The organism is Litorivivens sp., from assembly GCF_041625495.1.
Classification (GTDB): Bacteria; Pseudomonadota; Gammaproteobacteria; order Pseudomonadales; family Spongiibacteraceae; genus Litorivivens.
The window spans coordinates 13706-26785 of sequence record NZ_JBFJTH010000007.1 but is presented as its reverse complement, the minus strand read 5'-3'; the positions used below and the strand labels follow the sequence as shown (position 1 = coordinate 26785).

The window sequence follows — 13080 nt, the reverse complement described above, 5'->3', positions numbered from 1 at the left end:
TCGGAAGCCAGAATGAGTGCAATCAATTGGGCGAACATCGTCTTTGAGCAACAGTGGATGCAGGGCCTTGAAAGGCAGGCCAAGCACCGGTTTATCGAACCGGTAACCGCCGAAGAGGCCAGCACCTTCGTGCTAGAGAAGTTGGCTGAAGAAGACTGGGCGCGCTGCAAAACCTATCGCGGCAATGCCAAGCCGACCACCTTTTTATTCAGCCTCAGCGCACGTCTGCTGGAAGAGTTTTCACGTCAGCGCTACGGCCGCGCCCGCCCACCTCAATGGCTGGAACAACAAGGAGAGACCTGGGTTCGGCTGTGGCGAGCCCTCTGCCTAGAGCGTCACACCACAGAAAGCGTAGTTGCACGCCATTCGCAGCATGACCCGGGCGTTATTCGCAACATCATTCGCACCATCAAGGCGCGTCTACCCTGGTGTGGCGCCGTCAATCTACCGGTGCCCGAAGCGTATCTGGGCAACGACGAATCACTGATGCCCGCCACTGCTTTTGACGATTGTCTGGAACAACATTGCCTCGAGGAAAGCCTGGCCACGTTGAGTGCTCTGCTGGGTGACGACGACGCCTTTGTCGACGTACACCATGACGCCATAGAACGCGCTCGCGCAGCCCTGACACTTGATGATGAATCCCTCTTGATGCTGAAAATGCATTTTCAGGATGGGCTGAACTTTTCCACCATAGCCCGAGCACTCGGCGTTCCAAATCACCAGCCTGGCCGTCAAATCAAACGCAGCCTGCAACAAATTCACACCGCACTGGCGACCGCCGGACTGCATTTACGCAGCGCGGCCGATATATTGGAGGACACCCGGTGAGTAAGGCCGATCGTCACAGCGAAGCCATTCTCGGCATACAACTCGCCGAGCCTAGGCGAAAAGCCACAGGATCCCCCCCCAGCGACGAGGAACTGGCGCAATTGCGCGAGGGGTCGCTGACCAACGAGCGCCGCGAAGAGGTCCTTTCTCATCTGGCAACGCAGCCCGAGCGCTACCGGCAATGGCTGGATCTAGCGGCAATGGCAGAAACACCCGAGTCGTCGTCCGGTTCGCTACTGACCATACTATCCCGCGGCCTCAACAACTGGCTGATCGACTGGCGTTATGCCGCTGGCGGCCTGGCGAGCATGGCGGCGATTGCCTTGCTATTGGGTCAGCTGCAAACGCCTCCAAGCGATGACAGCGACTATCTCGCAGAATCGACGCTAAGCGATATGGCCGGCGCCGCAGGCGCTCCGGAGCAGGAGATACACACCGCTGCACCGGCTGCCCCCGCCAGCCAGAAGGCCGAACGGGAGCTGGCGTCCCGCATGGCCATGGATCGAGCCGAGGAGCTACAGACCGCCGCCAAAATGGCACCACCCACGGAGCTGAGTCGCCGCTGCATCGCCCTGCCCCACCCGATCAGTAAACGCACCGGAACACTGTGCGCGGTAGCACTGAATACGGGCGTTAGCAGCCTGCGCTGGCAGAGCAGCAATACCGCAGACGTGCTTGAGTTGGACGACCTGCATGAGGCTGTGCTGGAGCTGAAGGTCTCCGCAGACCAGCAATGGCTGGCCCTGCAAACCGCACAGGCCGTTCACGTGCAACAATTGAAAAATCTGTTTGGCGACAACACAGAGCGCGCTCAACTGCCGTTCAATGCCGGCACCGCAACTCTGCGCTGGGATGAGAATGTATTAATTGTGTCGGTGCTGCAGGCCCTGGGCGACAGCGACGACGACCAGAAATACCGCTACCTGCCAGAAACAGGCGAGCTTATCAAACCATAGGGAGACAGCGCGAAGCGTCGAAAGGGGGGCAGAACCGTAAGAAAACGGCTGGCCTGAATCAGGCCAGCATGGAAGCTTTCAGCTTTTTCATTGCATTCTGCTCAAGCTGGCGAATGCGCTCGGCAGATACCCCGTACTGGGCCGCGAGCTCATGCAGAGTTTGCTTGGCATCTTCATTCAACCAGCGCGCCTGCAAGATAGTGCGGCTGCGCTCGTCCAACTGATCCATAGCCAGAGCCAGTTTCTCGTTGGCCGCGCCTTCCCAGTCGGCAGATTCCAGCAGGGTCGCCGGATTGCTGGAATGATCTTCCAGATACTGCACAGGTGCTGGCGCGGGCGAATCGTCATCCACATCCATATCGAAACCGACATCCACAGCCGCCAGACGGCTTTCCATCTGCCGCACGTCTTTCACTTCAACGCCGAGATCCTGCGCTACCGCTTGGGCTTCTTCATTGTTAAGCCAGGCCAGCTTTTTCTTGGCACCGCGCAGATTGAAGAACAGTTTGCGCTGAGCCTTGGTGGTGGCCACTTTGACAATACGCCAGTTGCGCAGAATGAATTCGTGGATTTCAGCCTTGATCCAATGTACTGCAAAGGACACAAGCCGCACGCCCTTACTTGGGTCGAAGCGCTTGACCGCCTTCATCAGACCAACATTACCTTCCTGCACCAGATCAGACTGAGACAGGCCATAGCCGCTGTAGCTGCGGGCAATATGAACCACAAAGCGCAGGTGAGACATAACCAACTCACGGGCGGCTTCGAGGTTCTGATTGTAAAACAGGTCTTCCGCCAGCTCGCGCTCGCGCTCGGCGCTCAGCACCGGAATACTGCTTACGGTCTGAATATACGCAGAGAGATCGCTACCCGGCACCAATTGATGAATTGGCTGCAATTGGGTTCCCATGTGCGCATTCCTCCAAAGAGCTGTTGAACCAAAAACGGACACTGAGTTTAGCACTCGGGAGCTTAGAGTGCCAACCCCTCGGAAAGTTCAACCTCCCCCCTGTGGATAACACATTTTAATCCTTATATTTCAATACGTTAATATTATCAATTTGGCCTTCTGCGAAAGCCCATCTTGAGCCCAAAAATCGCACTGCATAACAGGCTTGCCAAAACTAGCACCATCAGCGCGTCACGCCCCTCCCGCCCGGCCAGACCGGTGAGAAAATTCCACTTGTGCAGCAAGGAAAACGACCAGCGCTCAGCGCGATCAAGGCGGCGACTCTGATCGACCAGCACCCCGGTTGCCGGGTCAACAAATACCCGCGTCGCGGCGCGGTCAGCAAGCTCAAATTGCCAGACCGGCAAGCGCTTGTTGCGAAAATCGTATTCCGGACCAAAACGCGTAACCTTTGAAGGCTCCCCGGCCGGGCTATCGTCGAAGAAGCCCTCCAGCAAGTTTGCCGCCTGCCTCGCATCGCTGTGCGCCACCGGGTTACCCGTGGCATCCAGATACACCGCACCGGCCGACGCGGCTCGACCATTGAAGCGGGCCTGCCGACTCACTGATTCATCCTCAGGCGCCAGCGCAAGCCGGTACAGCAGGTTACCCGCGCCGTCACTCACCAGCGAAACGGCCGTCAACTGCTGCTGCGGCAGAGCGGCGGTCGGCGCCGGCAAGTCAACAAGATCAAGTGCTGCGCCCAAACGGACACCACTGACCGGCTCCACATACTGCGCCTGAATCAGGTGGTAAAATCCGCTGGCCGACCACGCCAGCAGCGGCAACCAGAGCACATACCCCAGCCGGCGGTGCCAGCGGCGGTGCTTGTCACCGATGCTGCGCGCCGGCAAGAGCCCCAGCAGAATAAGGCCGCCACTGGCCATCAACAGCAGCGTAACCATAAACAGCGCGATCAACAGCACCCGCCCGAACCCCAGACCGTCCAGCCAGGCCCAGGTGTGAAGCTGCTGAAATACCTGTTGCAGTCGAGCTTTGGAGGTATTGTTAAGAGAGGCCAATGCACCAGTTTCGGTATAGATAAATGCGGTGAGCTGATCATCACCGGCAAACTGCACCCGGTAAACCGGCAGCAAGCGGTTAACCTCGGGGTACTCTTCGCTAAAGGCTGAAACAAACCTGACGCTCTCGATATCGCTCACCGGCCGGCCACTATAGTGGCCGGCCAACCATCGCGCTTGTTGCTCATCCTGCCCGGGCAGTGCCGCGGCATCGATCAGAGAGAAATACTGTCGAGGCGCGGCGTCGCTCTTGGTTACCTGCAGCAGCGCTCCAGCGTCGCTCGGCACCAGTTTGACCACTCGAGCACTGTCGACCCCACTGCCGCGCACCGCAGTCGCCATATCGGTCAGCGTATTCGGTGCCAGTGTCATCGACGGGGGGAACATGGCCACCGGCTGGGGGCCGAACCAGCTCATCACTGGGTGCAGAATTCCCGACACAGACCAGCAGATCAGGGCAAAGCCCGCGACCCAAGCGAGCTGGCGATGCAATAGGATAAATAGGCGCTTACTCACCTTAGAAACTCCAGTTAACGCCAACAAAGGCTGTGCGCGGTCGCCCCGGCGTGTAGCGGGGGCCCCACTTGCTGGTGGTTTCGGCATAGTGGCGATCGGTCAGGTTCAGCACCCGGGTGTAAAGGCTGATTGCATCGGTAAGCGGGTAATCCGCGCGCAGGTTGATCAAAGTGTGGCCCTTATAGCGATCGCGGTCTGTAGCAACGCCATCGCTGTCGTTATTTTCGTCGAGCCAGTGCTCACCCTGATACCAGCCTTCGAGCTCTACTCGACCGCCGCCCAGCACCTGCGGATGCCAGCTCAGCCGCAGGTTCGCAAAATCTGCCGGCGCATCCGGCATGTCGTTACCCGAGTAATCGTTGCGGCCGTCTTGCCAGTCGGCAAAACGGTGCTTTGCGCGGCTGTAGGCCAGGCCGAGATCCAGGCTGCCGGTCAACCGTATATCCAGGTTCAGCTCGAGCCCATAGTGATCGGTCTGGCCGGCATTCACATTGCGCCGGGCGCCGCTGGCCTCGGTGACGCTGAGAATGTCATCGCGCTTTTCCATACGATACAGCGCCGCATCAAATGCCAGCCGTGCACCCACGTTACCGCGCAGCCCCAGCTCCAGGCTGTTGGCCTTGACCGGCTCCAGCGAGGTGGCATCCACAGTGGCACCGGCGCGGAACATCTGCCCGGCATCGGGAATTCGGAAGGCATGGCGATAGGCTGTGTAGGCGTTGAGCGAATCGGAAATATCAAAGATCAGCCCCAGCTTCGGGCTGAAGTGTTCCATTTCCACTATCTGATCCGGTTCGCGGTAGTGGGAGTCTTCGTAGATTGCCGTGGCTGGATCATCGGGACTGCCAGCTGCGATGTCTGCCAGGCGATTGTCGTAGTCATAGCGGAAACTGTCGTAGCGCACACCCGCAGTCAACCGCCAGCGTGGCGACAGTTGCTGCTCTAGGTGGACATATGGCGAAGCCGCGAAAAAATCCACCGTATAATCGTACAGCTCACCCGCCTCTCGATAGCTCAGCCAGTAGGGACCTGCGTCACTGTCGGTGCGCTCAATATAGGTTTGCTGCTGATAGCCACGGGTCGCATCAAGGTCCACACCGACGATAACGAAACTGTCTTCACTCAGATCGTGCCGGTATTTCACCAGCACCCCGGCGGAATCGTGGCCGCTGTCGTTGATATGCGCATCCTGGGAATCCAGTTGTGCCAGGCAGGTGGAACACCAGGGTGGTGGTGGCTGCACACGACCGCTGTTCAAGGTCCAGGTGGCCACGTATTGCAGCTCATTGCTGCGCAGATAGGGGGTTACCGTGAGAACGCCGCTGTCGAGGCGTTTTTCAATGGCGCTTGAGAGTCGCAGCGCACTGACATCGCGAAAACCGATCCGGTTGCCCGCCTGCTCAGGGTCTTGCCGATAGTCGTTGTAGCGCAAGCCAGAGCCACCGGTTTCCATGTCGAGAGTACTGGCGGTTAGCACCGTATTGAGGTTCATGCTGTCACTGGCATCCCATGCCCAGGATAGGGTAGCGTCGCGTCGCTGAGCTGCCGTCTGGTCGCGCCAGCCATCGCTGTTGCTGACATTAATGCGGGCGGTAAATCCGTAGTTGCGCTGCAGCTGAGCCGCGTTGAGCTGAGCCCGGCGCCAGCCGTCGGCACCGGCTTCAAGGATCATGCTGCGCGCATTTTCACGCGGTGGTTGGCCGCTGAGAATATTGATGACAGCGCCTATAGCGTCACTGCCGTAAAGGGCCGAACCCGGACCCTTGATAATTTCCACACCGTTGGCCACCGAGGTGTTCACCTCGTACAGCGCGTTGTGATTGAAAAACCCGGCAGATCGCGTAGGCACTCCATTTTCCAGATAGAGGTACACCGGCGAATAGGAAACCGGCTGGCGAATGGCGGCGGCCACACCCTCTCCGGACGAGCCAAGCTGCACAATATTCACGCCGCTGATGCGGTTCAGTAGCTCACTAGAATGGCTGGATTTGAGGGCGCGTACCGTGTCTTCGTCGAGCACACCGACACTGGCGGCAGTATCAGACAGGCTGCTGTGGTCTCGGGTGGCAGTAACCACGACAGTTTCAAGGTATTCACCGTGCCCCGCCCACACCGGCACAGCAACCGCCAGCGCGAGCGCCAGGCTTCCAACAGATTTTTTCATTGCGCTGCCCTCCCGAGACTCTGGGCGCGCATTGTATAGGGCGGAGGAGATTTCGGAATGCGACACAGCGTCGCACTCGTGGGAGTCAACAGGGCTGTGTTGGCCCTGATCGCGCTAGCTGAGCACCAGGTTATCCCGGTGGATCAGCTCTTCGTCGCCGTGGTAGCCGAGCAGGGTGGTAATCTCCGAGCTGGGTTGGCCCGCCAGACGGCGTGCCTCGTCGGCATTGTAGTTCACCAAGCCGCGTGCAATTTCGCGCCCGCTCAGATCAACACAGCTCACTAGGTCACCGCGGTGAAAGCTGCCACTGACATGTTTCACACCGACCGGCAACAAACTGGAGCCGCGTCCGGTCAGCACCTTTACCGCACCATCGTCGAGTTGCAATTGCCCTTTGAGTTGCAGCTGTCCCGCCAGCCATTGCTTACGGGCCGCCAGCTTCTGCTGTTTGGCGCGCAGGCGCGTACCCACAGAATCGCCCGCCAGCAGGCGCGGCAACACATTTTCTTCAACGCCGCTGGCAATCACCGTATCGGCGCCCGCACGGGCTGCAAGGCGAGCCGCTCGCAGCTTGGTGATCATGCCACCACGGCCCAGCACACCCGCACCAGAGACCATACTGTCGAGCGTGGTATCACTGGCATCGGCTTCAGCAATCAGTTCGGCATCGGGGTTGTTGCGCGGATCTTTGGTAAACAGGCCTTTCTGGTCCGTAAGAATCACCAGCACGTCGGCGTCCACCAGGTTGGCTACCAAGGCCGCGAGTGTATCGTTGTCGCCAAAGCGAATTTCGTCCGTCACCACGGTGTCATTTTCATTGACCACCGGTATGACACCCAGCTCCAGCAGGGTCTGCAGGGCGCCACGTGCATTGAGGTAGCGATCCCGCGCGGAAATATCATCGTGCCCCAACAAAATCTGGGCGGTGTGCAAGCCATGCAGAGAAAAACGCGACTCATAGGCCTGCACCAAACCCATCTGCCCCACCGCCGCTGCGGCTTGTAGTCGGTGAATTTCCTCCGGTCGACGCGACCAGCCAAGCCGGGTCATGCCCTCAGCCACGGCACCAGACGATACCAGCAGCACCTCATGTCCTGCGCGGCGAAGCTCGACCATCTGGCGCACCCAGTTGTCGAGTCCGTCCGACCATAGCCCGCGACCATTGGCGGTGAGCAGGGCGCTGCCTATCTTGATTACCCAACGCTGGGTGTCGGCCAGTTCAGTCATGGTGCCTTCTTATTCAGGGCTGGTAGACAACTTCTACGTCGCCGTCATCATCGTCATCATCGTCTTCGTCGGAGCTGTGGGCTGCCTTGCGGGCAGCGCGGCGAGAGTCCGCGAGCGACTGGATACGATCCCGAGCCTCAGCCTGCATGGCCTTCTGGGTCTCGATCTCCTGCTGGCGAAGCTCTTCGTTCTCAGCCTCCGCAGCGCGACATTGCTCAATATATTCCAGTATCGCCCAGCACAGGGCGTCGGTGTTGTCCTTGGTCAGCGCTGAAAGCTTGAACACCGGGCCATCCCAGCCCAAGCGATCGATAATGTCCTGGCAGTGAGCCTCGCGCTCTTCCTCCGGAATGAGATCGGTCTTGTTGAGCACCAGCCAACGGGGACGCTGAAACAGGGTCTCACTGAATTCTACCAGCTCGTTGATAATCACTCGCGCCGCGTCCACCGGGTCTGAGCCGTCCAGCGGTGCCACATCGACCAAATGCAGCAACAGACGGTTGCGCGTCAGATGTTTGAGGAAGCGGATACCAAGGCCTGCCCCCTCGGCAGCACCTTCCACCAAGCCAGGAATGTCGGCAATAACAAAGCTGCGGTGCTTTTGCATCGACACCACGCCAAGATTGGGCACCAGCGTAGTAAAGGGATAATCCGCCACCTTGGGCTTGGCGGCAGACACCGCTCGGATCAGGGTCGACTTACCCGCGTTGGGCAGGCCCAGCAGCCCCACATCTGCCAGCACTTTAAGCTCCAGCCGGATCTGTCGGGATTCGCCTTCGGAGCCGGGCGTGGTCTGGCGTGGCGCGCGGTTGGTACTGGACTTGAAGCGGGTATTCCCCAGTCCGTGGAAGCCACCTTGGGCAACCTTGAGCAGCTCACCGTGATTGGAAAGATCGCCCAGCACCTCGCCGGTTTCCTCGTCCAGCACCGTGGTGCCTACCGGCACCACCAGATACAGATCGTCAGCGCTTTTACCGCGGCAGTTGCCGCCGCGCCCGGGCTCGCCATTATCCGCCCGGTAGTTGCGCACATAGCGAAAATCCACCAACGTATTTACGGACTGATCGGCCTTCAGGAATACACTGCCGCCATCCCCGCCGTCGCCGCCGTCAGGGCCACCCTTGGGAATGTACTTTTCGCGCCGAAAACTCAGGCAGCCACTGCCACCGTTTCCGGCCGCGACCTTGATGACTGCTTCGTCGACAAATTTCATAGTTCCTACCCGGCGCAAGCGCCTTTAGCCTTTACGTGCGTGAAATTCTTTAGCAGATACAAAAAAGCCCCGTCAACCTGACGGGGCTTTTTCTGGAGCTCGCTCGCGTATCAGGCCGCTTCGATGCTAACAAACTTGCGCTTTTGCGGGCCTTTAACGGAAAACTTCACAACACCGTCTGCTTTGGCGAACAGGGTGTGGTCTTTACCGACACCTACGTTCTCGCCGGCATGGAACCGGGTGCCACGCTGACGAACAATGATGCTGCCCGCCGGTACGGTTTGGCCGCCGAAACGCTTAACGCCAAGGCGTTTACTTTCCGAATCGCGACCGTTACGGGTACTACCACCAGCTTTCTTGTGAGCCATGACTTAATCTCCTTGCTACTCGTACTGACGGCTTAGCCGCTGATACCAGTGATTTTTACTTCGGTGTACCACTGACGGTGACCGGCCTGTTTCATTGAGTGCTTGCGACGACGGAACTTCACGATTTTAACTTTATCGCGACGACCGTGGGCAACCACCTCAGCAGTGACCTTGGCGCCGGCAACCAGCGGGGTGCCTACTTTGGCAGCGCTGCCATCATTAACCAGCAGAACCTTGTCGAACTCCAGGGTCTCGCCAGTGGCAACTTCCAGTTTTTCCAGCTTGAGGGTTTCGCCCTCGACAACACGGTGCTGCTTGCCACCGCTTTCAATCACTGCGTACATAATCTCTCTCCAAAAGGCCTGCTTGCGGGTTAATGGTAAGGGTCGACATCCTGTCGAAGGCAAGTCCAGGCAACCTCCTCTGACGCACTGCCAGGGCGGTTTTGCTACAGGGCCGCGAATTCTACGCAATCGCGCAGCAAATCTCAAGCACTGCGGGCGCTTTGCCACACAGGGTCCAGATACGTCGCCCCAGCCTTGACACCCCCGCCTGCCGCACCTAGCATTCCCGCGGCAAAGTCAGGTGAACAACTACTCATGCAGCAAATCCGGGCGGTCGTCGCCAGCGAATTCGACGCGGTCAACGACCTGATCATAGAGCAGCTCCACTCCGACGTCGGGCTGGTGGAAAACATCGGCCATTATATCGTGGACGCTGGTGGCAAACGCCTGCGCCCAATGCTGGCACTGTTAAGCGCTGGCGCCTGCGGCAACATTAGCGACAAGCATATTCAGCTGGCAGCCGTTATCGAGTTTATTCACACTGCCACCCTGCTGCACGACGATGTAGTGGATGTTTCCACCCTGCGCCGGGGGCGGCCCACCGCCAATGAGAAGTGGGGCTCCGCACCCAGTGTACTGGTCGGTGATTTTCTCTATTCCCGGGCTTTTCAGATCCTGGTCAGCATCGGCAATCTCAATTTGATGGGGCTGCTCTCAGACACCACCAACACCATCGCCGAAGGCGAGGTACTGCAGCTAGTGCGCGCCGGCGATGCCAGCGCAAACCGGGAACAGTATTTTACGGTGATTCAAAACAAAACCGCCGTGCTGTTTGCGGCCGCCTGCTGCGGCGCGGCCATGCTGAGCGAGCGCGCCGACTATGCAGATGCTCTCTACGATTACGGTTTGAATCTTGGTATGGCCTTCCAGTTGATCGATGACGTACTGGACTACGAAGGCGACCCGGAATCCACGGGCAAGAACATCGGCGACGACCTTAACGAGGGCAAAGTCACCCTACCGTTGATCTACGCCATGGAACAGGCGAGCCCAGCCGAGGCGGATCTGATCAGACACGCCATCACTGAAAAATCGATGGCCAATCTGACCGATGTGGTGCGGATTGTTCGCGACACGGGCGCGCTGGATTACACCCGGCAGGTTGCGCGTGAGTACTCAGGTGATGCACTGACCGCACTGGTACCCCTGCGCGCCAGTTCACACCACCAGGCTCTGCTGGATCTATGCAAACTGGCATTGTCGCGCCAGCAGTAAGCCGCCTTTCCCTTTTCTACCGCGGCATCGGGCGAACGAACACGCAGTGTTCGCCCTACCCAACCAAGTCAGCCAGCCGCCTTTTTCATGAATGCCAGCAGCTCATCGGTTTTTGCGCGCATTAAGGTTTCATCAGCTCGAGATTCCACATTGAGCCGCACCACAGGCTCGGTGTTAGACATGCGCAGATTGAAGCGCCAATCAGCGTAGGAAACACTCAGCCCATCCACATGCTCAACGCTGTCAGCACCACCGGCATACTCAGCCTCGACCGCCGAGATTACGGCTTTGGGATCCGCAATCGTGCTGTTGATTTCACCGCTGCAGGGAAACTTCGCCATGCGCTCATCGACCAACTGAGACAGCGTTTTTCCGCGACGCGACATCAACTGGGCCACCAACAGCCAGGGAATCATGCCGCTATCGCAATAGGCAAAATCGCGGAAATAGTGATGGGCGCTCATCTCGCCACCGTAGATCGCATTCTCACTGCGCATGATTTCCTTAATAAAGGCATGCCCAGTCTTGCTTTGCACTGCAACTGAATCGTTAGATTCCGCAAGCTCACGGGTATTCCAGATCAAACGCGGGTCGTGAACAACCTTTTCACCCGGGTGATCGAGCAGGAAGCTTTCCGCCAGCAGACCAACCACATAGTAGCCTTCGATAAACCGGCCGTTTTCGTCGAAGAAGAAACAGCGATCAAAGTCACCGTCCCAGGCAATACCCATATCGGCTTTTTCAGCCAACACAGCATCGATTGTGGGCTGGCGGTTTTCCTCCAGCAGCGGGTTGGGCACCCCATTGGGGAAGTGGCCATTGGCTTCGTGGTGCACTTTGAAAAAATTGAAGGGCAGGCGTGATTCGATTGCATCGATTACCGCACCAGCGCCACCATTGCCCGCGTTAGTGACGATCTTCAGCGGCTTGAGCTCGTTGACATCGACATAGCTCAACAGGTGCTGGATATAGGCCGACTGGGACTCATAGGACTTAAGCTCACCGCGTTCAGCCACTTCGTCAAACTCACCATTTTCCGCGCAGGCCTGAATATCAAAAAGGCCGGAATCGCCACTAATGGGTTTGGACGACTCACGCACAAACTTCATGCCATTGTAGTCTTTGGGGTTGTGGCTGGCCGTTACCGCAATACCACCGCCGAAATTTCCGTGGCTGGTCGCGAAGTATATCTCTTCTGTCCCGCACTGCCCGATATCAAAAACATCGACGCCGCCGTCCATCAGGCCATTGGCCAGAGCCATTTTCATGGCCTCACTGCTAAGCCGAATATCATGCCCGACAACCACCGTTTCGGGCTTGATTACCTGGGCATAGGCGCGACCAATGCGGTATGCGATATCTTCGTTAAGCTGATCTGGTACACGGCCACGAACGTCGTAGGCCTTGAAACACGTAATCTCTATTTTCTGCATGCGATTAGTTCTTATCGTAGTAGTTTTCAAATACAAAATTGGTCGCCTCAACAAAGCCAGGCACGCTGCCGCAGTCAAAACGACGACCTTTAAACTTGTACGCCATCACGCAGCCGTCAGAGGCCTGCTTGTTCAGTGCATCGGTAATCTGAATTTCACCGTTCTTACCCGGCGGTGTTTCACGGATAATATCGAAGATATCCGGCGTCAGAATATAGCGCCCGATTACCGCCAGATTGGAGGGCGCTTCGTCGATCGGCGGTTTTTCCACCATGCTTTCAACCCGGTACAGCCCCTTGTTCAGTTCGGTACCGACTATCACACCGTATTTATCAACTTCGTCAGCCGGCACTTCCATCACGGCCACAATGCTGCAGCGGAATTGTTTGTAGAGCTTCACCATCTGCGCCATGACGCCGTCGCCGCCGTTGTTCAGGCAAAGGTCATCGGACAGAATGACACCAAAGGCATCCTCATGCCCAACCAGCACCTCGCCGGTGAGAATAGCGTGCCCCAGGCCCTTCATTTCACGCTGCCGCGTCATGGAAAACGTGCCCGCGTTAATAACTTTGCGGATTGACTCCAAATAGACATCTTTCGACGTACCGGCAATCTGATGTTCCAGCTCATAGCTGATGTCGAAATGATCGGCAATGGCGCGCTTGCCGCGACCGGTAACCAGCGCAATATCAGTTAGGCCTGCCTGAATAGCTTCTTCCACGCCGTATTGAACTAGGGGCTTATTAACCACCGGCAGCATTTCCTTCGGCATAGACTTGGTTGCCGGCAAAAATCGTGTGCCGTAACCCGCCACTGGAAATAAACATTTCTTCATCACACTT

12 protein-coding genes are annotated in these 13080 nt (G+C 57.9%); 3 read left to right on the top strand and 9 right to left on the bottom strand.

Annotation, left to right across the window (positions count from 1 at the left end; translation table 11 throughout):
- Window positions 1-12 precede the first annotated feature (12 nt).
- Window positions 13-831, top strand: a complete 819-nt coding sequence (locus ABYP39_RS01600; RefSeq protein WP_372759032.1) for a hypothetical protein — start codon at window positions 13-15, stop codon at window positions 829-831.
- Window positions 828-1787 carry a hypothetical protein gene (locus ABYP39_RS01595; protein WP_372780862.1) on the top strand — a complete coding sequence of 320 codons (960 nt, stop codon included), beginning with the start codon at window positions 828-830 and terminating at the stop codon, window positions 1785-1787. The genes ABYP39_RS01600 and ABYP39_RS01595 overlap by 4 nt, the downstream gene beginning before the upstream one ends.
- A 58-nt stretch (window positions 1788-1845) precedes the next feature.
- Here ABYP39_RS01595 and rpoH read toward each other — a convergent pair whose 3' ends face one another.
- The 7 genes from rpoH to rplU all read right to left on the bottom strand — a co-directional run bounded on the left by rpoH (window position 1846) and on the right by rplU (window position 9590).
- A complete protein-coding gene (gene rpoH / locus ABYP39_RS01590) occupies window positions 1846-2697 on the bottom strand; it encodes an RNA polymerase sigma factor RpoH (protein WP_372750351.1) in 852 nt (283 codons plus the stop codon).
- Between the two features lie 146 nt (window positions 2698-2843).
- On the bottom strand, window positions 2844-4274 hold the full coding sequence (locus ABYP39_RS01585) for a PepSY domain-containing protein (protein WP_372780861.1): 1431 nt from the start codon (window positions 4272-4274) through the stop codon (window positions 2844-2846).
- A gap of 1 nt (window position 4275) precedes the next feature.
- Entirely contained in the window at window positions 4276-6438 is a 2163-nt protein-coding gene (locus ABYP39_RS01580) for a TonB-dependent receptor (RefSeq protein ID WP_372780860.1), read from the bottom strand.
- 114 nt (window positions 6439-6552) lie between these two features.
- Complete coding sequence (gene proB, locus ABYP39_RS01575) at window positions 6553-7665, bottom strand: glutamate 5-kinase (RefSeq protein WP_372750011.1); 1113 nt, start codon at window positions 7663-7665, stop codon at window positions 6553-6555.
- Between the two features lie 13 nt (window positions 7666-7678).
- Entirely contained in the window at window positions 7679-8878 is a 1200-nt protein-coding gene (gene cgtA / locus ABYP39_RS01570; protein WP_372780859.1) for an Obg family GTPase CgtA, read from the bottom strand.
- Window positions 8879-8988: 110 nt separating this feature from the next.
- Window positions 8989-9246 (bottom strand): 50S ribosomal protein L27, encoded by a 258-nt coding sequence (gene rpmA / locus ABYP39_RS01565; protein WP_372750385.1) that lies wholly within the window; start codon window positions 9244-9246, stop codon window positions 8989-8991.
- 32 nt (window positions 9247-9278) lie between these two features.
- Complete coding sequence (gene rplU, locus ABYP39_RS01560) at window positions 9279-9590, bottom strand: 50S ribosomal protein L21 (RefSeq protein ID WP_372750386.1); 312 nt, start codon at window positions 9588-9590, stop codon at window positions 9279-9281.
- A gap of 255 nt (window positions 9591-9845) precedes the next feature.
- Between rplU and ABYP39_RS01555 the strand changes: the two genes are divergently transcribed.
- Window positions 9846-10805 (top strand): polyprenyl synthetase family protein, encoded by a 960-nt coding sequence (locus ABYP39_RS01555; RefSeq protein WP_372780858.1) that lies wholly within the window; start codon window positions 9846-9848, stop codon window positions 10803-10805.
- A 68-nt stretch (window positions 10806-10873) separates the two neighbouring features.
- On the opposite strand, the gene ABYP39_RS01550 is transcribed toward ABYP39_RS01555, so the two are convergent.
- Window positions 10874-12238, bottom strand: a complete 1365-nt coding sequence (locus ABYP39_RS01550) for a phosphomannomutase (RefSeq protein WP_372780857.1) — start codon at window positions 12236-12238, stop codon at window positions 10874-10876.
- A gap of 4 nt (window positions 12239-12242) precedes the next feature.
- Window positions 12243-13076 (bottom strand): UTP--glucose-1-phosphate uridylyltransferase GalU, encoded by an 834-nt coding sequence (galU, locus tag ABYP39_RS01545; protein WP_372780856.1) that lies wholly within the window; start codon window positions 13074-13076, stop codon window positions 12243-12245.
- Window positions 13077-13080 lie beyond the last annotated feature (4 nt).